The following is a 24,821-nucleotide window of genomic DNA, read 5'->3' as shown; positions in this document are numbered from 1 at the left end:
TTTCGGAGAGGATATCCCCATGGCGTTAATTCCGGTAAATTTCGAGTATTTGACAGGACTGCGTCAACCAATCCTGGTCAACGCCCGTTTGACCGGAAACTGGAACGTGCAGGGCCTCAGGTCCGAGCAGTGGACCGAGACGCCCATGATGGCCTTTACCGCAGAAGACGGTTGTCCGGCTTTCCGGGCCACAGTCAACCTGGACGATAGCCAAATCGGTCAGGAGTTCCGGTGGGGTCTGTCTGTGGATACCGCGTCGCAGCCCAACGTCTGGGGTATCCCAACCGAGGTTAATGACCCCGGAGTTACCGAGCGTTACCGCACCTTCAGCCTGCGCGGCGCAGGCCAGGTTGAGAGATATTTTTTTACTCATTGCCGGAGATTGGGAGCCAACAAGCTGTTGGTGAACCGCAATATAACGCCCGCAATCCAATTCTCGGTATGGGCTCCAAATGCGCGTAACGTTGAACTGGTGCGCGGTGAACCGGTGGGCGGCTATATTTACAACGATGGACGGCGCGTCACCGCCACCCTGCCCATGCAGCGCGGCGAAGCAGGTATCTGGACGACCACTCTAACCGGTTCGCCTGAACTGTCCCGTTTCAGGGATTTCGATCACACGCCTTACATGTTCCGCATTACCAAAGATGACGGCTCCGTCGCTTATCGTACGGATCTCTATTCCCGCTGCCAGATCGGCAGCGGCGGCGTCAACCCGGAAAGAGACCCCGCCTGGAGTGGCCGCCGCCAGGACCTGGACGGCTCCAAGAGCTGCTCGGTGGTGGTCGACCCTGAGCGGGTAACGGCGTTGTTCAACGAGGGTGTCTGGCCCGAGACCCAATGGCTGGCCGCGGATGAGTTCTGGCGGAATGAGTTCACTCCCAACCGCCCAATGCCCGCCCGCTTCGAGGATCTGGTAATTTACGAACTCCACGTCGACGGCCTGGGGTTGGACCGCGGCGCTCCCGACGGCACTCTTGAAGATGCCATGCGGCTGCTGGATTATCTGGTCGATCTGGGAGTCAACGCCATCGGATTGATGCCGATGGCGGAGTTTCAGGACTGGACGGGGTGGGGTTACAGCACCTCCCATTATTTTGCCGTCGAATATTCCGGCGGCGGCCGTGATCAATTCAAGCACTTTGTGCGGGAATGCCACCGCCGCGGTATCGCCGTCATCCTGGACGTGGTCTACAACCACTATACCTTTGATTCCGAACGGGCCGAATGGGCTTACGATTCCAACACCCCTGAGAATAACATTTACTATTGGTATGAGGGTCGGGCCGACGACTATGCCAACCCGGACGGCGGCTACATCGACAATGGCTCAAGCGGGTTTGCGCCCCGCTTCTGGGAGGAAATGGTGCGTAAGATGTTCACCAGCAGCGCCGCCGCCCTGGTCAGCGAATTCCATTTCGACGGCTTCCGGGTTGATCTCACCACAGCAATTCATCGCGATGCAGTAGTGCATGCGGATGGTCGTCCAGTCAACGATGCCTGTATGTTTGGTCAGAAGTTTCTGCGGGAATGGGCCCGCACTCTTAAGCTGATCAAGCCCAATGTCTTTCTAATCGCCGAAGACCATTCCGGCTGGAGCGCGGTAACTGAGCCTACCGATCGAAATGGCCTTGGTTTCGACGCCACCTGGTATGCCGATTTTTACCACCATCTGATCGGCGACGCGCAAAGGGACCCGAGCCGCGCCAGGCTCCTCAAGATGGCCGGGTATGGCGACGACCGGCCTCTTGCCATCACACGGTTTGCCGATACCCTGGAGCACAGCGTCAATGGCAAGGTCATCTACCACGAGTCCCATGACGAGGCCGGAAACTCTAATTATCAAGAAGGAGAGGAACAGGTCCCTTCAGGCCGAACTATAATGGTCGCAGTTAATGGTGCACCCCTGATAGACCAAACCCGGCGCTTCGCGGAGGCGCGGGTGCACTTTGCCGCAGGCATGACCTTGCTGGGACCCGGCATCCCCATGTTCTTCATGGGCGAAGAGGTGGGCGCCTCCCGGCCTTACCGGTATGCCGATTTCATCAATGCCCGGGAGGATTATTACGCCCTGCGCCGGGGGCCCGGCGCCAATCTGTTCCGGTTTTACCAGGACCTCATTCGCCTGCGTCTCGCCCAGCCTCACCTGCGGTCACCTAACCTCGACCTCCTTCACACCCACGATGCCAACCGCCTGCTCGCCTTCCGGCGCGGGGAAGGGAGTGAAGAACTTCTGATTGTGGCCAGCCTGAACAATAACGCCTTTGCCGACGGCTACGTCATTCAAAACGTTCGCATCGCCGATGGGCAGTGGCGGGAAATCTTCAACAGCGATGCTACGGCTTATGGTGGCAGTGGCTTGGCTAATCAGGGATTGATCCCTTCTGCCGGTGGCGTATTCACCGTGCGGGTGCCGGCTAACAGCGTGCTGGTTTTCCAGCGCCCGGGATGAGCCGAGCGTTGGCGCCGCATCCAGCCAGGTTGCAGGTGGGGAGGGTGGAGCTAAGAGGATCGATAGCTAGTCCCCTGACTCAAAAGGAGGAAGGATAATGAATCGAGAGAAAAGTGAAACGAAAGAAGGCGAGGAGTACCGCTTCCAGTACGCAGCGAAATTTCTCTGCACGGCAAATATTCCAGGAACCAGCCAGACTACCACCTCTGTCCTTCCTGGGACTTATCAGACAGCGGTCAACATCCATAACCCCAACGACCAGACGGTCAAGTGGCGAAAGAAGATCACCCAACCCGGACTCGGTATTTCCAAATTCATTGAAGATCGGTTGAAACCTGATGAAGCCGCGAGGGTGGATTGCGACCAAATACAGCGGGACTTCGGACCGTTCATCCACGGAACTGAGGGCTTTCTGGTCATTGAGAGCACCTTCAGTCTCGACGTGACCGCGGTTTACACCGCAGGAAGAAATGGTGGTGGAGTCGAAAGTATTGCGGTGGAGCAGATTCGCGAGCGGAAGATCCGCTAGCCATACCTCCGCTTGGAAAGAAGAGAGTCGTAGCGTATAAACCGACAACGACCTGCCAAGGAGGGTGTCATGGGCGTGAGAAAAAATGCGTCAACTTTAACCGCTGACGAAAAGGCCCGCTTTGTAGCCGCGCTTCTGCAAGTAAAAGCCAACGGCAGATATGACCAATATGTACTTCAACATCGAGACTTATTTCAGTTGGGAATCCATAACAATCCGATTTTTCTACCCTGGCATCGCGAGTTTCTGCTACAGCTTGAACTCGATTTGCAAAGTGTCGACCCAACTGTGAGCATCCCCTACTGGGACTGGACGGTGGATCGCTCCGTCGGGCCGCCCATCTGGAGCAATGACTTCATGGGAGGTGATGGCCAAGGACCGGACAGGCGCGTGACCACGGGCCCCTTTGCCTTTCCCGCCTGGGTCCTGAACGTTACTTCTCCGCCCTTTGACCCTGGTCCGGCGCTCAGGCGCGAGCTGGGAGGCGGCGGATCATTGCCCACCGCTTCCCAGGTTAATTCCGTCCTGGGAAGTAGTCTCACTTATTCAACTTTTAGACCCAGCTCCGAACAGTTTGCCCATAACACCGTACATGTCTTTATCGGAGGGTCGGCAGCCGCCGCTAGTTCACCCAACGACCCCGCCTTTTTCCTGCTGCACTGCAATTTGGATCGCCTGTGGGCGGAGTGGCAGAGATTGCATCCCACCGCCGCGCCCTATTCCGGGCCGGCCGGACCGATGCTGCCGGTGCTGCCGGGATCTGCAGGGGTGATACCGGGCAGCCTCGTCAATCATACGACTTTGGGATACACGTATGACACCGATCCGGCGGCGCCCTCGGGCATTATCGACCTCACAGTGGGCGCGCCGACCATGGCGGCCTCTATCGGTCAACCCAGTGAGATAGATGCGTATAGGTTTGCGGTAGCGACCGCGGGCAGTTTCATCATCGAGACAGAAGGACCCACCGACGTCCTGATGTCTCTCTTCGGCCCTAACAGCGAAACAGCCCTCGTCACCGAGGATGACGACAGCGGCCAGGACAGAAACGCCAGGATCGTGAGCAATCTCTCGGCCGGCACTTACTTTGTGCGCATCCGGCATTATGAGACGTCCGGGACCGGGACCTATGGCATTTCAGTGCGGGCGGATGCAGCCCAACCGGCTATTCCCGAAATCCAGGTCAACGGGCCGCCCGTCCAGGGGGATATCCAGGCGGCGAACGAAAGCGATATTTACCGGTTCGCAGCCACAGTTACGGGGCTTTACACGATAGAGACGGCCGGGAATACGGACACCTTCGTTACCCTGTTCGGTCCCAATAGCGAGACCGCCCTGATCGCGCAGGACGATGACAGTGGCCCGGGAGTTAATTCCCTTATCAACGCCGACCTGGCCGCGGGCATCTATTTCGCGCGGGTTCGGCACTATAGCCCTGCAGGCACGGGTGCTTACAGCATTTCGGTGAGACGCTGAGGCAGCTCAGAAATCGGGTGAGTCAGAAACGGCTCAAACACGGGTTGACGGTAATTAGGCGAGAAAAAACGGGGACAACATGAGAAAAGACCACCCTTGGTATCATCGCTCCTGGTATATGCTGGTAATCTCCCTCATTGCCGTCTTCCTGTTGTTGGCCACCCTACCGGCTCCGGCCCAGGAAGCCAAGCGGGCTGAAGTTACGGCTTCCGAGCCAGAGCGGGAAACCGAAGCCTTCAACCTGGGTACCGAGGCTTACATTTACGGGTACCCGCTGGTCATTATGGAAACAGTCCGGCGGGTGATGATCAACGTGGCCGCACCAGAGGGTTTTCACGCGCCCCTGGGCCAGTTCGCTCACCAGAGACAGTATCCGGACGCCTCATTTAAGGGCGTCCCCAATCCCAATACGGACACGCTCTTTTCGTTCGCCTGGCTGGACCTCTCGAAGGAGCCTTACATCCTGAGCCTCCCGGATGAAAAAGGCCGCTATTACTTGATGGAGATGCTGGACGCCTGGACCAACGTGTTCGCCGCCCCGGGCAAGCGCACGAGCGGGACCAAAGCCCAGAAATACGCCATCACCGGACCAGGCTGGCAGGGTAGGTTGCCCCGAGGCGTCAAGGAACTCAAGTCACCTACCAACATGGTGTGGATTATCGGCCACACGTATTGCACCGGGACCCCGGCGGACTACAAGGCGGTGCACGCCATCCAGGACCACTACAAACTCATACCGCGCAGCGCCTTAGGCAAATCCTACACCCCGCCCAAAGGCACGGTGGACCCGAACGTCGACATGAAGACGTCAGGGTGGGAACAGGTGCGGCGCATGGATGCGGCGAGCTACTTCAAGACCCTGGCTAAGGCTATTCAGGCCAACCCGCCCGCGGCCACGGATGGACCCATGGTCGCCAAGCTGGCGAAGATCGGTCTCATCCCGGAACAGGATTTTGACCTGAACAAACTGGACCCGGCCGTCGCTAAAGGGTTGGAACGAGGTCTTAAAGCCGCGCAAGAGAAAATCACGGCGCACGGGAAGGAAGCGGGCGTCCAGGTTAACGGTTGGACATTCACCTTGAAAACCGGGGTCTATGGCGCCGATTACCTCCAGCGCGCCTACATCACCTCGGTCAACCTCGGCGCCAACTTGCCCCAGGACAAAGTGGATATGATGACGCAGGTCGAAGGCGATGGCAAGCCCCTGAACGGCTCCCAGCGGTACGTGCTCCACTTCCCCCAAGCCCAAACCCCGCCGGCCCATGGTTTCTGGTCATTGACCATGTATAACGCCGAGCACTTCTTGGTGGCGAACCCATTGAACCGCTATAAGCTCAACTCCCGGTCCAAGGTCAGGTACAACCAGGACGGTTCACTTAACCTCTACCTTCAAAAGGACTCGCCGGGCAAGGACAAAGAATCCAACTGGCTGCCTGTTCCTGCCGATAAATTCGAACTGATGCTGCGGTTCTACTGGCCGAAGCAGTCGGTACTCAATGGTAGCTGGAAACCGCCGGCAGTGAAGCGGTTAGATTAGGCTATTGGAGTCCAGGATCTCTGAAAACAGCTTGTGCGGCCGGGGACTCAACTTTAGCCCAGGTCTGTTAAGAAAATTAAGCAAGTAAATCTCAATGGCCGGACTTATAAAATACAAGCCCTATCGGGAATTGCGCTTCCTGATACCACCTTTGCTGGTGTATCTGTTTTCCACCTTTTTATTTGAGATAAGCGTTGATCCCGCCATTTCCATTATTCAAAAGCTCGTGGCAGTGGTAAAGGCTGAAGCTGCCCCTGGTCTTCCACAATTGTTGACCGAACTAAAGGCCAGGTACGTGTGGCTCGCCTCGGCCCTCTTGAACCTTGTCATACCGGTCGTAGCAATATTCGTTGCCATTTCCACCATCAGATCGTATCTCAAAGGGTCGAACCTTGCATGGACGGTTATCATCGGCATGCTGCTCTGTATGGGAAACCTTGGTTACTTGGTTTATAGCGCTATAACACGAAACGCCTTGTACGAATTCATCTTCGGATTCACTTACAAGATGCTGGTGCGATCGGAGATGTTCAGTGACGTCTTCCTTCTACACGTTTATGCAATTATATCAGCCGTAAATATCCTCGCCGCGGTTACGCCAATTTTGTTGCTCCTGGCGATATGTGGAACGCTGCACTTACCGGTGACGACTGGTAATGTTGATCCGATGCAGATGATCTCACGGATGCAGAGGCTGAAAGAGATCATTAATGTCGCATCGGCATTCCTGGTCTTCGGTATCCTGCACATGAGTATGTGGCTCAATTGGACCGCAAGCCTGGTGAATGATCCGGCGCTCAGGTCCAAGATAGCCGGAGTCGCCTGGTCCATTTCCGCTTATTGGGGTGTCGCGTTCACCCTGGTCTTGACCCTGACGTATATACCTTCTTCAGTCCACTTGCAAAACCGGGTTCGTGAGTTGATCACCAAAGGCAAGATGGGCAAGATGGCCCTGGGAACTAAAGAAGCGGAGCAGTGGCTTAACGAAAATGGGTTTTCATTCACCCTCAGTAATCAACTGCTCCAGGTCGTTTCTATTCTGGCGCCCATTCTGGCGGCTCCCATTAGCAGTGCCTTAAAATTGTCGTAATGAATACCCCTTGCAAGTCATACTCTGCCATTGTACTTGTCTTGAGTCTCCTGTTTTCTTGTGTAGCCATTGATAAGAAGACGACCACCTGGCATGACTACATGGGGGGCGCCATTGCCCCGGAACCCTTGGTACTCCATTATGAAACCTACGGGCAAGGAGACCCTGTCATCTTTCTTCATGGCCTTGGAGGCAGCCTCTATACATGGAGGCACCTAATCGGACCGTTGTCGCCCCATTACCGGCTCATATTATTTGACCTTAAGGGCGCTGGAGAATCACCCAAACCTTATGACGATAAATACTCCATGTTTGATCAGGCAGAGCTGATCTACCAGTTTATCCTGCAAAATAATTTGCAGCATGTCACCTTGGTGGGACATTCCTTCGGCGGCGGGGTGGCTTTACTTCTGGCACTGAAATTTACTCAACGAGACCCTTCCAGGTTATCCCGGCTGATTCTTATTGACACCATCGCTTATCCCCAGAAGTTGCCGGGGGTGATACGAATGTTAAGAATGCCGGTGTTGGGATGGCTGGGCCTACATCTTATTCCAGACAAGACCAAAGTCCGCAACCTGATGGAAACGTTATATTATGACCACAGTAAGATTAATTGGGAAGACGTGGAGGCCTATGCCGCACCCTTGGCCTCCCCCGGTGCGAAGCATGCATTTCAGCAGACTGCCAGGCAGATAACTCCGGACCACCTGGATGAAATAATCAGAATGTATCCACAGATCGAAGTGCCCACCCTGATTATTTGGGGCCGGGAGGATAGAATAATTCCTTTGGAAAACGGGGTACGCCTGCATCAAGCCATGAAAAATTCCCAATTGATAGTCATTGAGCGCTGCGGTCACGATCCCCCTGAAGAAAAAGCTGAAAAAGTAATAGAGATAATGCAAAACTTTCTTGGAGATAATGTTCAACCGGAACTCAACGTTACGCATCACATGCCTTATCTCGGCCTAAACAAAAACCGCCGAAGTCCTATCTTTGCGACAGGATTTCGTCTCAGTCCAGGCCAGCCCAAAATGGCTGAAATGATCATCGAGAAATAATCGGTTTGATGATTAACAAGGGACGTGCGCTACGATTAAATAGCTTCAAAGGAGATAAACGCATGAAGCCTCCCTTCAGAGCAAGCCTCGAATCAAACCTGAGCAGGGTGGAGAGGGTTTTTGCAATCAAGAAGGCGGTCCAAGAAGGAAGCTATAAGGTTGATAGCACTGAAGTTGCCAATATATTGATCAATCACATATTAAACCATTCAGCGGGATTCCATCGATCCTCTCTGAAACGTCAATGCTCCTTAAACTAACTGACTAAGATACCCTGAGGGAGACTTGCTTTTTCCGCCGATAACCCCCCATTGTAATGCTCCCCTAAAGTCGAGACATTTTTAAGTCGATCTTTGTGTAGGCTTCAAGCGGCTTTTCCCAGTTTCTCTTCATGGTAAAGCCGTTCATATTCCTGAGGGCTCCGATACCCCAGGGCCGAGTGCAAGTAATGATTGTTGTAAAAGCCGATCCAGGCTGAGAGCCTTTTCTGGGCTTCGTTTAAGCTGCTAACCTCTTCCAGCCAAAGGCATTCTTCCTTCAAAGTCCGTATAAACCGCTCGGTTTCAGCGTTGCCCTTGAGACTATTAAAACTGGTGAAGATCTGCTCAATGTCCATGGTGGCGGTCAATTTTAAAGCTTTCAATAAAAGTTTAAATTGACATTAATAATCTATAATAATATATAAAATACAAGATAATATAATGCTCCCGGGAGAAGGGAGGCGTATGCAGGTAAAGTAACCACCGGATTGCTCTGTAAGGGTATTCCGGTTTTTTTTCCTCAAGTAGGGGTGCGGGGGCGCTATGGCGGATGTCTTCATTTCCTATGCCCGTGAGGATAAGGACTTTGTCATTCGGCTCAATGATGCCCTGAAGGTTCGCCAGCGGGAGGGCTGGGTGGACCTGGAGGATATCCCGCCCATATTCTGAGGATTATTCAGCTTGTGCTCGCCACGACGATTCCCGTGATTGCCCTGTCAGGGGCGGAATGGAGCAAGTGGGTTACCGCCATTTTTGGGGGGTTGATTGCCGTTTTGGAAGGAGTCCAGCAGCTTAACCAATTCTGACCTCAATGAGTTGAGTATCGGTCCACCGCAGAATACCTCAAGCATGAAAAATTTTTCTTCCTGTCCCCAAGCGGTCACTCTCGAGACGTAAATCCTCCCGAAGCCCTGCGACTTTTGGCTGAACGCGTGGAGGAAAATGTCTCCAAATAACATGCCCGCTGGACCGTCGTATCAAAACAAGCTTCGGAAGAGAAACATAATTAAGTCTGTAAAGTTTTTTACAGGGTTTTATTATTCAAGTGAATACAGGAGGCATACAGGTTGGCATTATAAGTTATTGCGGGTCGCGACCGCGCACCATTACCGCAGGACTAAGGCGGGCATCGAGGCCCGCCTCAGCGCAGCAGCTACCCGGCGCGGCCAGTCTGTCCCGGGCGTAACCTTTAGCCAGGCTTTGAGCCCGGTTTCCGGCCGCGCCGCAGAAGATCAATCACAGGGCGGCGCCGGCCATGGCAGATTCCAGGCGACCCAGCCGTTCGTCGATCTTGGTCAGCGAGGCCGCCAACTCATCGGGAGGGGCCTGGGGACTGAAGGCGGGGTTGGCCACCCACCAATCCATACCTAACTCTTTGGCTTTGTCTACCGAACAGATCACCAGGCGAATCTGCAGGGTGAGGAGTTCGACTTCAACCAGCCGAATCTTGATATCGCCAGCGATGACGATGCCCTTGTCCAGGATGCGTTCCAGAAGATCCGCCAGATTGGTGCTATGAATGGAACTCTGGATGCCTTGCGGTGGTCTCATGTGCGGTTCCTCCCTAGAGGAGTTGGCCCAGGGGGCCAAGGTCGATATTCAGGTCAGCTTCTTCCAGCCCAAACTCCCGGCGGAGCCGGTCGATCTCTTGGGACTGTTTCATCAGGGTCAAACCCAGGCGTTCGATCTGGGCGTCGGTGAGGCTCCCGGCTTCGATGCGTCGGATACCCTGGCGCTCCAGGAGTTCGTGGAGCAGTTTCACCAGGGTGAGGACCAGTTGCCCCAGGCTGTTCTTGATATTATCCTGGTCCAGGTTGATGCGGGGGACCTGACCCCCAGGGGCCTGGTCCGGGAACAGGCCGTCGCCCTGCATGATCTTACTGAAATCGCTTAAGGCCGGGGATTCAACCAGGACCGGTGGCGCGGGTTTCATCAGTAAACTCCTTTAGCAAAGATATTCGGTCCCGCCTGAGTTGTCCCCGTGGCGGGTTTTAGGTCCCGGGCGGTTTCCATGGAGGACAGGATGACCTGGAGGCCCAGGTAGACCAAGTCGATATCGGCGACGGAAATCATCACTTCGCCAAAGAGCACCGCGCCTTTATTGAGGACGCGGTCCAAGGCTTCGCATAAGGAGACGTCTTTGCTCTTGAAGCTGGGGGTTTCTGGCAGCATCGCCTTGGAGTGGGGCTCCACCACTTCCGGTTTGATGATTGCCGAAATCTCCGTATGTGTTTCCAGCACTTCCGGCTCCACGGTCTCAAGCGAGGGCTCGAGGATCAGCTCCGGAGCCGAGAGCGGTGTATCCTCAGGCCCGCTGATAAAATAACGGCGCGCTGTCGCGGGTAGGTTCCCCAGGTCGGCGCCGCAGCCGAAACAGGTTCGGCAGGCCAGGGATAGCTTAGTGTGACAATGTGGGCATATCAGTAGCAGCCCCATGGTGATTCTCCATATTCCTGGGCCGGAAAAGGGCCAGCCCCAATTCCCCCAGGCGTTCTAGGCCCCGGGGTTCGCTCTGGCGATAGATAACGGTTTGCCGGCCGGAGAAGGTGCGCCGGAATTTTTCTTGGATGAGCGCCTCCCGGCGATGCAGAGCGGTGCACAAGGGACAATCCCCAGCCGGGGTGGCCAGGTTGAGAAAGAGCACCGGCACGGCCATATCCAGGCGCTGGCATGCTGCCAACAGATCGCCGGTCTCCTGGAAGGCCATTTCCGTGGGGATGGACACGGCGTAGAGCGCAGCCCGAGCCGGGTCGCGCCACAAGCTGCGCAGGAGCTTCAGATCTCGGGAAATTTGCACCAATTGCTGGGAGAGATCGGGAAACCGGGAAGTCAACCTGTACTTCAGGAGCAACCCGAAAAAGGTTTTGAGCCACTGATCAATGAGTTCCGGTAATTCCAGGAGGCGGAGAAGATGGCCGGTGGGGGCAGAATCCAAGATGAAGACATCGTAGCGGCCGTGATCGAGGAATTCAATGACCCGCATCAGGGCCATGATCTCGTCGAGGCCGGGAGGGGAGAGGTCCAGCATCCGCTCCATCACCTGACGGTCAAAGGGAATATCGAAATTCTCGAAAGTGTTCTCCAGAAAACTCTCCAGTTCCCGCTGATACTGCTCCTTTAAGGAGGCAAATTCTCCCGGCGCGTCGATCTCCATGGCCGTAAGATATGGGGCCAGGCGCACCGGGTGGGGTCCGACGGGGACATCCAGACAATCCCCCAAAGAGTGGGCCGGATCGGTGGAAAAGAGCAGGATCTCTTTGCCGGGTAACTCACGGGCCAGGTGGACCGCGGTGGCGCAGGCCAGGGTGGTTTTGCCCACCCCGCCTTTGCCGGCGAAGATTAGGAAACTGAGTTCGGGAGCGGGGCAGGGGGGTGGGGCCGTAACCCGGGGCGACATTTTAAAGGGCGGAGAGGGCAGGGCCGTTGGAGTGGAACTGATGGGGTAGACCCCATCCCACAGGTTCTCAAGGAGCGCACCGCGTATTTCCTCGGCATACAAGGGCAGGCCCCAGAAGGCATAGCCGGTAAAGGCGTCATTGGTCAAGCACTCGGCTAAGAGGTGCTGTTGGCGCTGCCGGGCTTCGGAGCAGAGGGGACAGGAATTCTCCGGGAAAAGGCGGTTGACCACGAACTCGGTGACCGGAATATGGAGCCGCGCCAGTTCGCCCATGAGCTTAAGGGTTTCGCTGATGACCAGATCTTCGGCCAGCATCACCGGCACAAAGCGACAGGTGCGGGGGTCTTGGAGCAGGGCTTCCATTTTTTTTACCGAGGCGGTAAGTTCCAGGAGAAAATCATCCAGTTCATCGTGCTGATACGATCCCTTAAAACAGGCTTGCATGAAACGGTGCTTGGCCAGCAAGGTATCCAGGGCTTTGAGCCAGGTGCGGATCAAATCCGGCGTGCTCAACAGCCGCAACGTATGCCCGGTGGGCGCGGTATCCACGATGATAAGGTCATAGGTCCCAGCCTCGGCCCATCCGGCAATTTCCAGCAACGCCATGAGTTCGTCCAGGCCGGGGAGGGAGAGGTCCAGGACCCGGCGAATATCATCTTCATCCAGGAAGGTGCCCCGGGCCGCAATCTGGGCAAACTTGTCCCGGTGCCGGGTTTTAAAGGTCGCCAGGGAAATTTCGGCGTTGAACTCCAGAATCTGCAAATTTCTGGGGGGCTGGAAATCACCGAGGCTGTCAGCCAGGGAATGGGCCGGATCAGTGGAAACCAGGAGAACGGTGCGGTGAGGGGATCTGAGGGCATAGTAAAGCGCGGCCGCGGCAGCACAGGTGGTTTTGCCCACGCCGCCTTTGCCGCCGAAGAATAACAGTCTGAGATAGGGATGCTCGAAAAGAGGTAGCACGCCATTGGCCCTCGTTGGAGTAGTGGAAATAGGCATCATGTACATCCGGGCCAGCGTCTGCCGCCGGCAGGTAAGGTGTTGACCATATCATCAAACGTGCCCCATCTCCTCGCTGATGCCCTCATACCCCGCTCAGGCGTGCTTTGCGCGATCGTTCCTTTAGGCTTATTGCCAAAAGCTTTTCTTATCCGCTCCACCCCTGCCCCTCTCCCCTCAATGGCCGGAAAGGGGAGAGGGGATGGCCAGGAGGGTGCTTTTGGCAATGGCATGGCTTAAATTGCTGTTAACTGCCAGTCTTTAGGGACCTCAGACGAGCATGGCTGGTTTCGCCCCAGGCTTTTTCCGGGTCCCTTTGGCCTTGGCGCGGGGTTTCGCCGGCTTCTTCTCAGGCTCCGACTCGGCCTCGGCTTCAGCTTGCAGGCGATCCAGGCGGTCCAGGAGCTGCTTTTCCTGGGCGTCAAATTGTTCTTCAGTAATCTGCCCGGTATCCAGCTTCATGTAGAGCTCGCTCAAGGCCGCAGTGATGGCCTCACTCTCGCCGGCCAATTCTTGTTGGGCCGCGTCGTGGATCTCCTTAAAGACCCAGAGAACGCCTTTAATGGGAGACATCAGCAGATCGTCAACGAAAAACATCGCCTCTCCTTTAAGGGGCCCTGGATTAAAGCTCGAGATTCAGTTCCACAAAATTATGGGGCGCCCAGGGTCCGTTGTAGTCGAAGGTAAAGTTGTTGTCGAACAGCTTGGCTGCTTCAAAGACGCCCTCTTCGAACCGCTCCTGGCCGGTGCGCGGCACCAGGCAGGCTAGGTTCATGACCTCATTTTCACCGCGACATTTGTTCCGCTTGACCTCCTGAGCATACGTGGTCAGGATATCTTCTAGCTGCTCGGTATAGGCTTCCCGGTCTTCGTTGAGGTGGCGCTCAAACAGACGTCCCAGCTCGATCTTGTCTTCCTGAGAGGGATTCCGGTAAGGCCCCATAAAGCGGTCCCGGGCGGCCTGCAGATCCTCATGAGTATTGATGAAATACTCAAAAATATTGGGGACGTCCCAGGAGACCCGCAGCCCCATTTCCACCATCCCGGTCACCCGTTGCAGTTGCTTCAGAAAGGCCTCATGGTTGCGCGCCATAATCTTCTGGATGGCTTTGGGACCGTCGGCAATGATGCCGAAAGCCATGGGGAGCATGGCGCCGGTCTGAGACAGGAGGCCCTTGAGAACGGACTGCTGGGCAGCCAGATGGCGACGTTCCGGGCGAATCCTTTGGTTGGGCACGTCACTCACCACTGCGGCCATCCGCCCGTTGGGGATGGTGTATACGGGGGCCCCTTCAATACCGGCAAAGCCATAAGTCCGCGAACCTGCGTCGGGGACTATGGCGTATAAATACTTGCCTTTTGTGGCTTCTGGTTTCGCGGCCATATTCGTCTCTCACCTTCTTCAAGGACTCCGGGAAAATCTCCTCCGGTCTCCAGGTAATGTGGTTACTAAAATTTTTATTATTAGTGCGCCCGCACAAATTCAGTCATCGTGCCAAGGGGTCTCACCCATGCCACGCAGGCTAAAGCCTGCCCCTACCCAAATTCCTCTAGATCTCCCTTTTACGAAAAGGGGACTTTCCCTTAAGCGATACCGGCCGTTATGAAACGGATTTACGCGGTAGCACCTTCCAGACGTTTGGACTTAGTTGCCGGGCGGGGCAAGGATTCAGCCATTTTGATACCTTTGAGCATCCCCTCTTCCGTCCGGATGGTCAGCATGGCGCCGCACAGGCACTTGACCGGGCCCTCAAAGTCATCATAGGCGTCGTCAAGTTCCACTTTATGGCCGCAAGATAGACAGTTGATTCGCATAATAGTTCTCCGTGTCTGAAATCAGACGATCCCTTGCCCTTTACAGGCGTTACAATAAAAAATCCCCTCTTCGCCGCAGCCGCCACAGCGGGGACAAGTGTCGGCCTCTAACCGCACCGGCACCATCCCAACCCCCCGGCAAGTGAGGCAGATCAAATCACCGCTCACCCGGCCGGACCCGGCGCAGAGCCGGCAGGTAACCACCGGTGGGGTCACCTGAACGCGACCGGCGCCGTTACACACCGGGCAACCGGAAGCGCTGCTGTACTTGGGATCGGCCCCACGGCCGCCGCAGTAGGCGCACGTCACTTCATCCACGAAGTGCTTGCGGCGAGAGCTCTGGCCGGAAACCGGGGCGTATCGGTTGAGGACCTTCAGGGCGAATTCCATGATAACCGGTCTCCTCAGTACAAGTTTTAAAAATAGGGTATGAGGTTAAAAGCCCTCTTCACCCTAACCCTCTCCCCCCGAAGCGTGGGGAAAGGAAAAAGCCAATATGAACCTCTATACTTAGCGACAGCCGCAACGGTTGCGCCAGGATGCGGCCAACCAGCGCCGGCGGAACTCCCGGTTACACCGGGCCACTTCTTCCTGATACATCCGCCCCAGCTCTTGGCCCCACATGGGCAGGCCCGTGGACGTGGGGCAGGAGCGGTAACTTTTCACCTGACGCATGGTCCGCACCTGATTGGCATCTCTGATAGTATGCATCGGCATCCTCGGTAATTAAATAAAGCTTATTTTAATATTTAATTTTAAAGCCGCCGGTGCTCCGGGGCGGCCCGGTCCGCGGGAGGGAGCCGCTTCTTTCCCCCATAGACTGCAACAGAGCGGCTTTTTCCGCCTCGATTTCCTCAAGGCGGGCGGCAATATCCGCCATCAACTGCCGGGCCTTTTCGCTCTCCACGGTCTTTCTGGCCTTTTCCATTTCGATGTGGCTGATGCGCAGATAGGCCTCATGCGGGAGCGTAGCCTTTCTCACCCGCCCTGTTATGGTGCGGATATCTTGTACTCCTCTTAAAGGAACAGCCATAACTTTACTCCTTATTCACTGGCACCCTGGCCCAGTCTGAAAGGGGCCGGCTGGCGCGCCTCCAGGACCGTGTCAATCACTTCTTCCACTTTTTCGCCCATGACCGATTGACCGCCCCGGGTCACTTTGGCGGAGTCGGAATTGAGTACGTCCCGACAGGCCCAATGGAAGACCGGATCGCCCTTCTGGGCACGGGCGCCCTGATGGGCCAAAATCTTGGCAATGGCGATGCAGGCCCGGACTGTGGGCCGATGGTTATTGACCCCAACTCCCCGGAGTTCCCGCACCACATCCACCACGCTCTCGGCATCGGTTCGATCCAGACCGGATTTAGTCATGGCAATTTGGATTTCGGTTTCCCGGTCGAAATGGCCCAGGCTGACAGTAATGAGGCGATCCATGAGGGCGTCTTGGGTCTTGTGGACCCCGGCGTATTCCTCAGGATTGGAAGTGAAGATCGCCCGGAATTCGGGGTGCACCTCCAAGTAACCGTCGCCGCCCCGGGATAGCTTGGGAAGATTGAGGATTTTCTCCTCCAGGATGCTGAGCAGGGCGTTATTGGCTTCAGGCCGGGACCGGGTAAATTCGTCGTAAATGAGGGTATAGCCCTCTTTGCAGGCCAGGGTGAGGCGGTTGTCCATCCAGGTAACATTCATGGACTCTTCGGTTTTGAGGACGGAATGAATGTAGTTGTCGACGAGTCTCTGTTTGCGATAACCGGAGTGGCGCCCCACCAGGTCGGAACCGGCGAACTCATCGTCCCCGTGGATCAAGACCACGGGCCGGCCCCGCTGCGCCGCGACATGGAACGCCAGGGTGGTCTTCCCTGTGCCCGCCGGACCGGCGAAGTGGACCGGATAACCCACCCCCAGGTAGGCCAGGGCGCGTTTGGTCAGGTCCTGGACATAAGCCGTTTCCACGAATTCCGGGCTGGCTTCCGGCGCTACCTGGTCGTCCCGGCTTTCCACTTTCACTACGGCCACTGCGGCCCGCTTCCGATGTTCACCACTCATGTGCATGCTCCTCTATCTGGCTTTAGGAACTGCCCCTGGAAGCCAGGGGCAGGATGGATAGACTATTATCTATGACTCTCCCGGGGCACCGAGCCCCGCCCGCGGCAGGTCTGGCAAGCCAGGGTTGGGAAAGAGGCATCATCGCCTGTGCCGCGGCATTCCGGACAGACCTTTTGGGGTCCGGGGAACTCGGGCACATAGCCGGTGCCATGGCATACCGTACAGGTGAAGGTCTTGATGGCCCCGGTGCCCTGGCAGTGGGCACAGCGCCGGCGAGACACCGGCAACAGTACCACTCCCCGGCCACCGCAAACGACACAGTCGGAAAGCCAGGACATGATCCCAAAGGGATCTTTGCCTTTGCCGCCGCAGAAGGAGCAGGTCACTGGCTCGAAGCCTCCTTTGAGGCAGCCCGTCTGCGCTTCCTTGGTATGTGCTTGCTGAACGTGGGTCATTGCCGGTCCTCACCTGGAAGGAATTACCCCTTCTTTTTGCCGGGGCGTACTGCTTCTTCTTTTTGTGCCTGGGAAGCTTGATGCCGGACGGCCTCTTCCTTGGCCATGGCCAAAGCGGACAGGCGATCACGTTCAGCCGCTTCTCTGGCCCGCTGTTCCGACTCTGCCCTGGCCCGGCGCTCGGCCTCGGCCTTGGCCCGCAGTTCGGCGGGGGAAGGGCCACACCAGGCCCGACGCGCGCCAGCCAGATCCAAGGCAAATTCCCGGCGCATGCCGCCCACTGTCTTCTTCAAGCGGTTCACGGCAGCCCGACGCTCCGCCTTGGTCTGACGAGCCATGGCTTTGTGGGCCTGACGGAACCCGGCCCGCATGGTCGTCACCTCAAGGCCCAGATCCTTGACAAAGCCCTGACGTTCCGCCTTGGTCCGCCGCGCCATGTCGGTATGGGCCCGGCGGAATTCGGTCTTCATGGCGGCCACATCTTGGCCCAGGTCCCGGACGAAGGTCAGGCGTGCCCCACGTTGGGCCACGATCTCACCGCATAACCGGGTCATGCTTTCAGTTAATGGACCCATATGAAGTATCTCCTTTCTCTTGGACCTTGCCGGGGAACTTTCTTAAGCGTCTTGGTTGCGGCGGTTGTCCGCAACCGCAACCCTCTTTCGTTGAGGGGCCTTGCGGCCCCTCAGCGCAAGAGGACCCATTCCCCAGAATATTATCCTTATGCAGGAGCGGCCGCGCTGGCGGTGAGGCCGATAGCTTCGGCGTACTTCAAATAGGTTTCCACGGAGGCGATGACCACGCGAGCTTCAATGGACAGCAGTTCGATGCCTACCAACGCCACTTTGACCCAAGCGTCGATGACGATACCTTTATCCAGAATACGATCAACAACTTCCGCCAGGCTCGAGGAATCGGTTGACTTTTGGACTTTAGCCATGGTATTTCTCCTTTAATCGGATTGACTGTTAGCCAGTCGAGGTTAATGGTTGATTAAATGTGGATAAGAGTAAGTCGGCTTATTTGCCGGCCCAGGCGCGTCGGGCGCCGTCCAGATCCGCAGCGAAGGCATGACGCATATCGCCCACCGATTTCTTCAGGTGAGCCATAGCGGCCCGCCTTTCGGCCTTGGTCTTTCTGGCCATCTCGTTGTGGGCTCGGCGAAAGTTTGCCTTCATGGTGGCTACGTTGTGAGTCAGGTCCTTGACGAAGCCTTGGCGGGCCCCGCGTAAAGCCACGATTTCACCACACAGCCGGGTCATTTCTTCGGTTAATCGACCCATCGGTTTCTCCTCATCTCTTTAGCCTTGAGGCCTTGAGGGGTTAGTCGGCACTGCAATGCTCGCCCCAAAAGGTTGTTGAGGGGCCTCTTTCCGGGGGGGATCGTGTCGGATCCCTCCGGAAAGAGGACTGTCCCCCCAAATGGCCTTAGGCCGGAGCCGCCGCGCTGGCCGTCAGGCCGATAGCTTCAGCGTACTTCAGATAGGTCTCCACGGAAGCGATAACCACACGAGCTTCAATGGACAGCAGTTCGATACCCACCAACGCCACCTTAACCCAAGCGTCGATGACGATACCTTTGTCCAGGATGCGGTCGACCACTTCCGCCAAACTGGAGGAATCTGTTGACTTCTGTACTTTGGCCATGGGGAACCTCCTTCATAAAATTGGGGTTTTTTTGTTTCTGAAGGCGTGCCTTCAAAGCCTTATATATCAAGGTTCGTGCCAACTGCGGTAAACGTTTGATTTGTAATAAAATTGATAGGTTATGCCTAATGGAATGTGGGATCGGGGGGGAGGGGGAATCTATTCTATGGAATGAATTCTATACCTATGGCATAGACTCCCTGTTTTTCTGGTTTCCGCAACTCTTCAATGCCTTCAGGATCTCTTCCTGGAGAAAAGGCTTGTTGATGAAAACCTCGATCAAGCCCCGGGAGATGGCCGACTGAATGGAATCGTCATCCTGGTAATAATACCCGGACACCATCACAATGCAGATGTTTGGCGCAATTTCCTTGATACGCCGGGCCAGTTCCAGGCCGTCCATATCCGGCAGCTTGGCGTCCAGGAAGGCGTAGGAGAACCGTTGTTGACCCATCAGATTAAGGCCTTCTTGGGCACTCAAGCCTTTGTAGGTGGGAAATCCCTGTTTATTGAGCAGATGTTCCAGGGCCCAACACATATCCGGCTCATCATCAACGATGAGAATCAGTTTGCATGGATCGGTCATGGCGTCCTTGCCCCCTTACAACATGGGTAATTTTACGGTGAAGGTGGTGCCTTTGCCGGCTTCACTCTCAGCGGTAATATTGCCGACGTGCTGCTTGATGATGGAGTAGCAGATGGAGAGGCCCAATCCCGAGCCCTGGCCCACCGGTGCGGTGGTGTAAAAAGGGTCAAAAATATTTTCCAGGTCCCGGGGGGCAATCCCGTGACCGGTGTCACTGATACGTATCCAGGCTTCACTATTGGTTTTGCCCAGGTCGACCCCCAGCGCCCCCCCATCGGGCATGGCCTTGATGGCGTTGAGCAGCAGGTTCATGAAGGCCTGTTGCAATAGGCCGGCCATGCCGTTGAGCATAATGGGCTCCGTGCCCGCCGGCACCCGCAGCTCAATCTTTTGGATCCGGGCCTGGTTGGTGATCAGATCCAGAGTTTCACCCAGGAGGGTGGTCAGGTCGAATTCTTTAAAGTCGCGCTTGGCTGAAGGGCGCGCAAAACGCAGCAGGTTTTCGATGATCATGGAGGCCCGCTGAATGCCGGTATGGATCTTTTCGGCGCATTCCAGCCGAAACTCCAGGGAAATATCGGGCTCCTTGATGAACTGGGCCGCGGAGGCGCACACGGCCAGCGGGTTGCGGATCTCGTGGGCGATGCCGCCGGCCATTACCCCCAGGGCAGCCAGTTTCTGCGATTGGGAGAGTTGGGCCTCAAACTTGCGGCGTTCGGTTAAATCCCGCCCCACCGCCACGATGCCCGTGGTTTTGGCCAGGTGATCCTTCATGGCGGAAAAAATCCAGGAGACCGGGATTTGGTCGCCATCCTTGGTTTTCAGGTCCTGTTCCACCATTTGGGCATTTTTGCCGGCTTGCAGGTGGGCAAAGACGTTGCCCATTTCATCGTAATCGTCGCTGGCGCAAAAATCGAAAAAGTCGCGTCCCCGCACCTCGTTGAGACTGAAGCCTGAGAGCCGCTCCGCCGCAGTGTTCCAGGTCAGGATACGGCCTTCCATGTCCGTGGATAAGACGATATCCTGGGCGCTTTCCACCACCGAGGCCAGGTGGCGCTCCACCCGGCGGACCTCTTCGCTCAAGCGCACCTGCTCGGTGACATCCTCCATGAGGAGCATGGCCAGTTCAACTGCGCCGTGCCAGGAAAAAGGGAGGATACTGTAATAATAGATGCGGAGGGGAATTCCTGGGGCCCGGTAGGTCATCCGTTCCCCTTTAATGGAAAAGTTCTTCTCAAAGACCTGGCTGATGCGCCCGGGGAAATCCATCTGGTCAATGATAATCGCCGGAAATACTTGATCCAGGCGGTGTCCGATGGTGTCCCGGAGAGAGCGACGGTTTTTCTCCAGAAAATTCCGATTTACCGAGACGATGCGCAGATCCTGGTCAATGAGCAACACCGAGGAGGGAATGGCCTCCAGCAACATTTCGTAGAGGGTCCGGTAGCGCTCAAATTTTGGGCCACCGTTCTCTGATATGGCACTCTCACCCATAACCACTCCACTTTCTTAAAATCAAGGGGTTAAAAGAGACTTAGGGCTACTGGTCACAAAATTGTACGGTGGCCAGGGACCACTCAATAAGAGCCTGGCCGGCTCTGTGGCGCTTAGATCCCGGAAGGCCTGGCGAAAAGATTCCGCCGCTGAACCGGGGACCAGAAAATAGAGTGAAAGCAAGGGGAGGCGGGTGGAGGGAGCTTCGGTTTTACATTTGACAAAGAGTCCCTCGAAATGGGCCCGACAACGCTTTTCGGCCTGCCGATATTCGTTGGTCCAGCGGTCCTGGTTGGCATAATGGGCCTTGCGAGCCGTGAGGTAGGCCAAGCCGAGGCGCTCCGGCATGGCCGAGGGGTCGGGGGGCGGGCCGGCAAGCTCCCGGCAGCTCTCTGGACCGCCCGGGGTCACCGCGGCCCAGGGGCCTGACGGCAACAAGACCCTCAGACCCATCTCGACGCAGCCTTCCAGTTCCGAAAGGAGAGCCTCATAGTGGGGGCCGTGTTCGTCCAAATGCTGGGTGACCTGGGAGTCTTCCTCAACCACGCAGCCATAGCGCATGGGGATAACGGTGCCCTGCCGGTGACAGGAGAGCACCACCTGCTCATAGGTCTGGACTCGGGGGAGGTCGGGAGCCAGATCTCCCTGATTAATCCTGGAAACCGCGGCTCGCAAACTCCGGTGCGTCACCTGATAGACCGGACCACCCCCCACCCCCAGGAGGGGCGGGGCTATCTCCGGGCCGGGATAGCGCTGGATGCAATAAAACAGGCAGCTCATGTTTCAGGCTCCAAGTTCAGGGCCGGTGTGAAGCTGTAGGGCGGCCAGGGGCCGGTGCAGTCTATGGCCAAGCCGCGGTGGGCGTATTGGGCGCCCGCGTCCCGGACCCGCGCTAAAAAAGCCGGTACCGCAGTTTGAGGCACCATAAAGGCCCAATTCCAGACCATATCCTGGTCACTGCCGCTGGCTTCCCGGGAAAGCAACCGGCGTTCCCGGACATCCGCAGCATACTCCCGGAGGCTGACCCACAGTTCCTGGCAGACGTCTTTGAGCCAAAGCTGCAGTTCCTGGTCGCACTCAGCCCTAAGACGTTGCTCCTGAAAGTAGCGCAATCCTGGCGATAAGGCCGCTAGTCGGTCCCCCTCTTTGGCCAGCTTGAGGGAGAACAATTTCGCCTTGGCCCCAGCCTGGTCCAGCATCCCTTTAACCGCCCACTCCTCCTGGTCCGTGATACGGTCCAGGAATCCGGCGACGGTGTCATGGTGCCGCTTAAGTACCTCGTTCAAACTCTGGGGCGTGGAAAAGATGGTGCCGAATCGGGCCGGGAGGACCGGTGAATGCCGCATCACTTCGGCCACCACTTCCTGATGGCGGATAACCCGGGGGCCGATCCAGGTTAGGTCTTGCAACCGGGTTTCTGCGTCCGGTCCGCAGAAATCCTCCAGAGACACTGGACTTAAGACCGCGGCGAGATCTTGATAGCCGGCCACTTCAAGGGGGCTTTGGCCATCCAATCCCTTGGCTTTCAGAATCGATGGCAGCCGGTTGAGCCGGGCCAGGCAGAAAAGGTAGAGTCCTTGGGGCATTATTCTGATTTCCCCCTCACCCTAACCCCTCTCCCCCATTGGGGGAGAGGGGAGAGAGAAGGGATTCCTTTAAATACCGTGATGAATATTTCTGGACTTTAAAATATTGCTTTATGAGAAGGGCGAAAGGATACTTCAAGCCCGGCTGCGCCTCACTCTTATTTTCTTACAAGGTCAAGCAGTATCATCTTTGCCCAGCATTTCCTGGAGCGGTTCCTCCAGGTCGCTTAAGGTGATGAGCACTTTGGCTTCGCCTGCGCCAGACTGGGCGATTTCTGCGGCGACGGCGCGGCGGACCGCAGCGAGAGCGGCTTTGTCACAGACCGCAGCGATTTCGGCACCGCTCAGGCCCTCGGTGCGGGCCGCCAACTTGGCCGCGCTGATGCCCTTGGCCAGGGGTTTGTTCCGGAGATGGACGGCAAAGATCTCCCGGCGGTCGGCTTCGTCAGCGGGAGGGATCTGTACGATTTCATCGAAGCGTCCCGGCCGCAGCACCGCGGGGTCCATCATATCCAGGCGGTTGGTGGCTCCCAACACCAGTACTCCCTTCAATTCCTCTATACCGTCCAACTCGGCCAGGAACTGGCTGAGGACTCGTTCAGACACATGGGAGTCGGAGCTCCCCATGCCCCGGGCCGGAAGCAAGGCCTCGGTCTCATCCAGGAAAATGATGCAGGGCGCGGCCTGGCGGGCGGTCTTAAACATTTCCCGCACGCCCCGTTCGGATTCACCCACGTACTTGGACATCAGGGCCGGCCCTTTCACCGAGAGGAAATTTACTTGGGACTCAGTGGCGATGGCCTTGGCGATCAGGGTCTTGCCGCAGCCCGGCGCTCCAGCCAGGAGGATGCCTTTTGGTGGCTTGATGCCCGCTTTTTTAAAGAGATGGGCATACTTGAGCGGCCACTCCACCGCTTCCTTGAGGCGCTCTTTGACCGCCTTAAGGCCGCCCACGTCCTCCCAGCGCACATCCGGAACTTCGACGAACACCTCCCGGATGGCCGACGCGTCCACTTCCCGGAGTGCGGCCAGGAAGTCGTCCATGTGCACTTCCAATTGCGCCAGTTGTTCATAGGGGATGGTGGCGAGACCGTAATCAATGTCCGGCATCAAGCGGCGCAGGCAGAGCATGGCCGCCTCCCGGCATAGGGCTTCCAGATCGGCCCCCACAAACCCATGGGTGATCTCGGCCAGGTGCGTCATATCCACGTCTTCGGCCAGAGGCATGCCCCGGCTGTGGATCTCCAGGATGGCCTGGCGGCCAAAACGATCGGGGATGGGGATGGCAATCTCCCGGTCGAAGCGCCCCGGCCGCCGGAGCGCCGGGTCCAGGGCGTTGGGGATATTGGTAGCGGCAATGACAATGACGTTTTGGCGCTTATTAAGCCCGTCCATCAAGGCCAGAAGTTGGGCCACCACCCGTTTCTCTACGTCTCCCACTACCTGCTCGCGCCGGGGAGCGATGGCGTCGATTTCGTCCATGAAGATGATGCTGGGGCCTTTCCGGGACGCCTCTTCAAAGATCTTGCGCAGGTGGGCCTCGGATTCGCCATAGAATTTGTGGATCACTTCAGGGCCGCTCACGGTGAAAAAATTGGCCTCAGTTTCGTGGGCAATGGTGCGGGCGATGAGGGTTTTACCACAGCCGGGAGGGCCGTGGAGCAACACGCCCTTGGGCGCGTCGATCCCTAAGCGCTCAAACAGCTCGGGGTAGCGCAGAGGGAGTTCGATCATCTCCCGGATGCGGTGAAGCTGGGGCTTGAGGCCGCCGATGTCTTCATAGGAAACGGCGACCCGGCGAGCCTCTGGCGGGGCGCCGGCCTTGCCGATCACCAGGGACGTGGTGGGATTGATCAGCACCGGTCCTCTGGGAGTCAGGGCTTCCACCTTGAAGTCCGCGGTACGGCTGCCGAACAGAGTGGCCCGGATGCGGTCGCCCTCCATGACCGGCAAGCCGTCCAACAGGCTGCCGATATATTGGAGATCCCGGTCGGCAGGGGTAATGGTGATGGGGGTAAGGATGACATGTTCGGCCGGGCGGCAGGTGAGCTTGCGCACGTGCACGAAATCATCGATACCGGCGCCGGCGTTTTCCCGGCTAATGCCGTCCAACTGGACCCGGGACCGGCCCCGGAGGTCTTTATAGGCCGGCATGGCCTTACAGACCGTTTTGCGCTTGCCCGCGACCTCGATAATGTCACCTATGGCCACCTGGAGTTTCTCCAGGTCTTCCGGTCCCATGCGGGCATAGGCGCGGCCCACATCTTTGCTCAGGGCCTCGGTCACCTTCAGTTTGAGGGTTGAGTCTTCTGATTTGCTCATAATTTCTCTGTCATGTCCCAGCTTATTTTACAATTTTTTGCGGGCAAATTTGCTCCGCGAAGCCTTGGA

At 56.9% G+C, this 24,821-nt stretch carries 29 protein-coding genes; 7 read left to right on the top strand and 22 right to left on the bottom strand.

The features are described from left to right. Positions 1 to 19 precede the first annotated feature (19 nt). From WC600_06660 to WC600_06635, 6 genes are all read left to right on the top strand, one after another. On the top strand, positions 20 to 2,452 hold the full coding sequence (locus tag WC600_06660) for an alpha-amylase family glycosyl hydrolase (GenBank protein ID MFA4902411.1): 2,433 nt from the start codon (positions 20 to 22) through the stop codon (positions 2,450 to 2,452). A 97-nt stretch (positions 2,453 to 2,549) separates the two neighbouring features. Continuing rightward, positions 2,550 to 2,981, top strand: coding sequence for a hypothetical protein (locus tag WC600_06655; GenBank protein ID MFA4902410.1), 432 nt, complete (start codon positions 2,550 to 2,552; stop codon positions 2,979 to 2,981). A gap of 69 nt (positions 2,982 to 3,050) precedes the next feature. Continuing rightward, positions 3,051 to 4,457: a tyrosinase family protein gene (locus WC600_06650; protein ID MFA4902409.1), complete on the top strand. Its 1,407-nt coding sequence runs from the start codon at positions 3,051 to 3,053 to the stop codon at positions 4,455 to 4,457. 79 nt (positions 4,458 to 4,536) lie between these two features. Next, positions 4,537 to 5,994, top strand: coding sequence for a DUF1254 domain-containing protein (locus WC600_06645; GenBank protein MFA4902408.1), 1,458 nt, complete (start codon positions 4,537 to 4,539; stop codon positions 5,992 to 5,994). A gap of 94 nt (positions 5,995 to 6,088) precedes the next feature. Continuing rightward, on the top strand, positions 6,089 to 7,084 hold the full coding sequence (locus WC600_06640) for a hypothetical protein (GenBank protein ID MFA4902407.1): 996 nt from the start codon (positions 6,089 to 6,091) through the stop codon (positions 7,082 to 7,084). Continuing rightward, positions 7,084 to 8,148 carry an alpha/beta hydrolase gene (locus WC600_06635; GenBank protein MFA4902406.1) on the top strand — a complete coding sequence of 355 codons (1,065 nt, stop codon included), beginning with the start codon at positions 7,084 to 7,086 and terminating at the stop codon, positions 8,146 to 8,148. The genes WC600_06640 and WC600_06635 overlap by 1 nt, the downstream gene beginning before the upstream one ends. 364 nt (positions 8,149 to 8,512) lie before the next feature. Here WC600_06635 and WC600_06630 read toward each other — a convergent pair whose 3' ends face one another. Continuing rightward, entirely contained in the window at positions 8,513 to 8,764 is a 252-nt protein-coding gene (locus tag WC600_06630) for an integrase core domain-containing protein (protein ID MFA4902405.1), read from the bottom strand. A gap of 187 nt (positions 8,765 to 8,951) precedes the next feature. Between WC600_06630 and WC600_06625 the strand changes: the two genes are divergently transcribed. Then, positions 8,952 to 9,077: a TIR domain-containing protein gene (locus WC600_06625; protein MFA4902404.1), complete on the top strand. Its 126-nt coding sequence runs from the start codon at positions 8,952 to 8,954 to the stop codon at positions 9,075 to 9,077. A gap of 567 nt (positions 9,078 to 9,644) precedes the next feature. On the opposite strand, the gene WC600_06620 is transcribed toward WC600_06625, so the two are convergent. The 21 genes from WC600_06620 to WC600_06520 form a co-directional block, all read right to left on the bottom strand. After that, positions 9,645 to 9,959 (bottom strand): gas vesicle protein, encoded by a 315-nt coding sequence (locus tag WC600_06620; protein MFA4902403.1) that lies wholly within the window; start codon positions 9,957 to 9,959, stop codon positions 9,645 to 9,647. Positions 9,960 to 9,972: 13 nt separating this feature from the next. After that, positions 9,973 to 10,341, bottom strand: a complete 369-nt coding sequence (locus WC600_06615) for a gas vesicle protein K (protein ID MFA4902402.1) — start codon at positions 10,339 to 10,341, stop codon at positions 9,973 to 9,975. After that, positions 10,341 to 10,844 carry a gas vesicle protein gene (locus tag WC600_06610; GenBank protein ID MFA4902401.1) on the bottom strand — a complete coding sequence of 168 codons (504 nt, stop codon included), beginning with the start codon at positions 10,842 to 10,844 and terminating at the stop codon, positions 10,341 to 10,343. Before WC600_06610 ends, WC600_06615 begins: the two co-directional genes overlap by 1 nt. Then, positions 10,807 to 12,765, bottom strand: a complete 1,959-nt coding sequence (locus tag WC600_06605; protein ID MFA4902400.1) for an ArsA family ATPase — start codon at positions 12,763 to 12,765, stop codon at positions 10,807 to 10,809. The genes WC600_06610 and WC600_06605 overlap by 38 nt, the downstream gene beginning before the upstream one ends. Before the next feature lie 306 nt (positions 12,766 to 13,071). After that, complete coding sequence (locus WC600_06600) at positions 13,072 to 13,398, bottom strand: gas vesicle protein GvpG (GenBank protein MFA4902399.1); 327 nt, start codon at positions 13,396 to 13,398, stop codon at positions 13,072 to 13,074. A 25-nt stretch (positions 13,399 to 13,423) separates the two neighbouring features. Further along, entirely contained in the window at positions 13,424 to 14,185 is a 762-nt protein-coding gene (locus tag WC600_06595; GenBank protein ID MFA4902398.1) for a GvpL/GvpF family gas vesicle protein, read from the bottom strand. 230 nt (positions 14,186 to 14,415) lie between these two features. After that, positions 14,416 to 14,616 carry a hypothetical protein gene (locus WC600_06590; protein ID MFA4902397.1) on the bottom strand — a complete coding sequence of 67 codons (201 nt, stop codon included), beginning with the start codon at positions 14,614 to 14,616 and terminating at the stop codon, positions 14,416 to 14,418. Between the two features lie 21 nt (positions 14,617 to 14,637). Continuing rightward, on the bottom strand, positions 14,638 to 15,006 hold the full coding sequence (locus WC600_06585) for a hypothetical protein (protein ID MFA4902396.1): 369 nt from the start codon (positions 15,004 to 15,006) through the stop codon (positions 14,638 to 14,640). Between the two features lie 120 nt (positions 15,007 to 15,126). After that, positions 15,127 to 15,327, bottom strand: coding sequence for a hypothetical protein (locus tag WC600_06580; protein MFA4902395.1), 201 nt, complete (start codon positions 15,325 to 15,327; stop codon positions 15,127 to 15,129). A 31-nt stretch (positions 15,328 to 15,358) separates the two neighbouring features. After that, positions 15,359 to 15,649: a hypothetical protein gene (locus WC600_06575; protein MFA4902394.1), complete on the bottom strand. Its 291-nt coding sequence runs from the start codon at positions 15,647 to 15,649 to the stop codon at positions 15,359 to 15,361. Positions 15,650 to 15,660: 11 nt separating this feature from the next. Beyond that, positions 15,661 to 16,662, bottom strand: a complete 1,002-nt coding sequence (gene gvpN / locus WC600_06570; GenBank protein ID MFA4902393.1) for a gas vesicle protein GvpN — start codon at positions 16,660 to 16,662, stop codon at positions 15,661 to 15,663. A 65-nt stretch (positions 16,663 to 16,727) separates the two neighbouring features. Continuing rightward, positions 16,728 to 17,117: a hypothetical protein gene (locus tag WC600_06565; protein MFA4902392.1), complete on the bottom strand. Its 390-nt coding sequence runs from the start codon at positions 17,115 to 17,117 to the stop codon at positions 16,728 to 16,730. A gap of 23 nt (positions 17,118 to 17,140) precedes the next feature. After that, positions 17,141 to 17,692: a hypothetical protein gene (locus WC600_06560; protein MFA4902391.1), complete on the bottom strand. Its 552-nt coding sequence runs from the start codon at positions 17,690 to 17,692 to the stop codon at positions 17,141 to 17,143. A gap of 146 nt (positions 17,693 to 17,838) precedes the next feature. After that, complete coding sequence (gene gvpA / locus WC600_06555) at positions 17,839 to 18,057, bottom strand: gas vesicle structural protein GvpA (protein ID MFA4902390.1); 219 nt, start codon at positions 18,055 to 18,057, stop codon at positions 17,839 to 17,841. A gap of 79 nt (positions 18,058 to 18,136) precedes the next feature. Beyond that, entirely contained in the window at positions 18,137 to 18,400 is a 264-nt protein-coding gene (locus WC600_06550) for a hypothetical protein (protein MFA4902389.1), read from the bottom strand. A 145-nt stretch (positions 18,401 to 18,545) separates the two neighbouring features. Then, positions 18,546 to 18,764, bottom strand: a complete 219-nt coding sequence (gene gvpA, locus WC600_06545) for a gas vesicle structural protein GvpA (protein MFA4902388.1) — start codon at positions 18,762 to 18,764, stop codon at positions 18,546 to 18,548. A 184-nt stretch (positions 18,765 to 18,948) separates the two neighbouring features. After that, positions 18,949 to 19,350, bottom strand: a complete 402-nt coding sequence (locus WC600_06540) for a response regulator (GenBank protein ID MFA4902387.1) — start codon at positions 19,348 to 19,350, stop codon at positions 18,949 to 18,951. 15 nt (positions 19,351 to 19,365) lie between these two features. Further along, the gene (locus tag WC600_06535) at positions 19,366 to 20,844 is read right to left on the bottom strand and encodes a PAS domain S-box protein (protein ID MFA4902386.1); all 1,479 of its coding nucleotides are present in this window, start codon (positions 20,842 to 20,844) and stop codon (positions 19,366 to 19,368) included. 21 nt (positions 20,845 to 20,865) lie between these two features. Beyond that, the gene (locus WC600_06530) at positions 20,866 to 21,624 is read right to left on the bottom strand and encodes a GvpL/GvpF family gas vesicle protein (GenBank protein MFA4902385.1); all 759 of its coding nucleotides are present in this window, start codon (positions 21,622 to 21,624) and stop codon (positions 20,866 to 20,868) included. Then, positions 21,621 to 22,430 carry a GvpL/GvpF family gas vesicle protein gene (locus WC600_06525; GenBank protein ID MFA4902384.1) on the bottom strand — a complete coding sequence of 270 codons (810 nt, stop codon included), beginning with the start codon at positions 22,428 to 22,430 and terminating at the stop codon, positions 21,621 to 21,623. Before WC600_06525 ends, WC600_06530 begins: the two co-directional genes overlap by 4 nt. A gap of 174 nt (positions 22,431 to 22,604) precedes the next feature. Next, complete coding sequence (locus tag WC600_06520) at positions 22,605 to 24,752, bottom strand: CDC48 family AAA ATPase (protein MFA4902383.1); 2,148 nt, start codon at positions 24,750 to 24,752, stop codon at positions 22,605 to 22,607. Between the last annotated feature and the right edge of the window lie 69 nt (positions 24,753 to 24,821).

Source organism: Desulfobaccales bacterium (assembly GCA_041648175.1).
Lineage (GTDB): Bacteria > Desulfobacterota > Desulfobaccia > Desulfobaccales > 0-14-0-80-60-11 > 0-14-0-80-60-11.
The sequence above is the reverse complement of the archived record's forward strand: the minus strand, read 5'-3'. Positions and strand labels throughout refer to the sequence as shown.

Coding starts and splice junctions, on each gene's coding strand:
- WC600_06660 (MFA4902411.1), top strand. CDS start 20: ATGGCGTTAATTCCGGTAAATTTCGAGTATTTGACAGGACTGCGTCAA.
- WC600_06655 (MFA4902410.1), top strand. CDS start 2,550: ATGAATCGAGAGAAAAGTGAAACGAAAGAAGGCGAGGAGTACCGCTTC.
- WC600_06650 (MFA4902409.1), top strand. CDS start 3,051: ATGGGCGTGAGAAAAAATGCGTCAACTTTAACCGCTGACGAAAAGGCC.
- WC600_06645 (MFA4902408.1), top strand. CDS start 4,537: ATGAGAAAAGACCACCCTTGGTATCATCGCTCCTGGTATATGCTGGTA.
- WC600_06640 (MFA4902407.1), top strand. CDS start 6,089: ATGGCCGGACTTATAAAATACAAGCCCTATCGGGAATTGCGCTTCCTG.
- WC600_06635 (MFA4902406.1), top strand. CDS start 7,084: ATGAATACCCCTTGCAAGTCATACTCTGCCATTGTACTTGTCTTGAGT.
- WC600_06630 (MFA4902405.1), bottom strand. CDS start 8,764: ATGGACATTGAGCAGATCTTCACCAGTTTTAATAGTCTCAAGGGCAAC.
- WC600_06625 (MFA4902404.1), top strand. CDS start 8,952: ATGGCGGATGTCTTCATTTCCTATGCCCGTGAGGATAAGGACTTTGTC.
- WC600_06620 (MFA4902403.1), bottom strand. CDS start 9,959: ATGAGACCACCGCAAGGCATCCAGAGTTCCATTCATAGCACCAATCTG.
- WC600_06615 (MFA4902402.1), bottom strand. CDS start 10,341: ATGAAACCCGCGCCACCGGTCCTGGTTGAATCCCCGGCCTTAAGCGAT.
- WC600_06610 (MFA4902401.1), bottom strand. CDS start 10,844: ATGGGGCTGCTACTGATATGCCCACATTGTCACACTAAGCTATCCCTG.
- WC600_06600 (MFA4902399.1), bottom strand. CDS start 13,398: ATGTTTTTCGTTGACGATCTGCTGATGTCTCCCATTAAAGGCGTTCTC.
- WC600_06595 (MFA4902398.1), bottom strand. CDS start 14,185: ATGGCCGCGAAACCAGAAGCCACAAAAGGCAAGTATTTATACGCCATA.
- WC600_06590 (MFA4902397.1), bottom strand. CDS start 14,616: ATGCGAATCAACTGTCTATCTTGCGGCCATAAAGTGGAACTTGACGAC.
- WC600_06585 (MFA4902396.1), bottom strand. CDS start 15,006: ATGGAATTCGCCCTGAAGGTCCTCAACCGATACGCCCCGGTTTCCGGC.
- WC600_06580 (MFA4902395.1), bottom strand. CDS start 15,327: ATGCATACTATCAGAGATGCCAATCAGGTGCGGACCATGCGTCAGGTG.
- WC600_06575 (MFA4902394.1), bottom strand. CDS start 15,649: ATGGCTGTTCCTTTAAGAGGAGTACAAGATATCCGCACCATAACAGGG.
- gvpN (MFA4902393.1), bottom strand. CDS start 16,662: ATGAGTGGTGAACATCGGAAGCGGGCCGCAGTGGCCGTAGTGAAAGTG.
- WC600_06565 (MFA4902392.1), bottom strand. CDS start 17,117: ATGACCCACGTTCAGCAAGCACATACCAAGGAAGCGCAGACGGGCTGC.
- WC600_06560 (MFA4902391.1), bottom strand. CDS start 17,692: ATGGGTCCATTAACTGAAAGCATGACCCGGTTATGCGGTGAGATCGTG.
- gvpA (MFA4902390.1), bottom strand. CDS start 18,057: ATGGCTAAAGTCCAAAAGTCAACCGATTCCTCGAGCCTGGCGGAAGTT.
- WC600_06550 (MFA4902389.1), bottom strand. CDS start 18,400: ATGGGTCGATTAACCGAAGAAATGACCCGGCTGTGTGGTGAAATCGTG.
- gvpA (MFA4902388.1), bottom strand. CDS start 18,764: ATGGCCAAAGTACAGAAGTCAACAGATTCCTCCAGTTTGGCGGAAGTG.
- WC600_06540 (MFA4902387.1), bottom strand. CDS start 19,350: ATGACCGATCCATGCAAACTGATTCTCATCGTTGATGATGAGCCGGAT.
- WC600_06535 (MFA4902386.1), bottom strand. CDS start 20,844: ATGGGTGAGAGTGCCATATCAGAGAACGGTGGCCCAAAATTTGAGCGC.
- WC600_06530 (MFA4902385.1), bottom strand. CDS start 21,624: ATGAGCTGCCTGTTTTATTGCATCCAGCGCTATCCCGGCCCGGAGATA.
- WC600_06525 (MFA4902384.1), bottom strand. CDS start 22,430: ATGCCCCAAGGACTCTACCTTTTCTGCCTGGCCCGGCTCAACCGGCTG.
- WC600_06520 (MFA4902383.1), bottom strand. CDS start 24,752: ATGAGCAAATCAGAAGACTCAACCCTCAAACTGAAGGTGACCGAGGCC.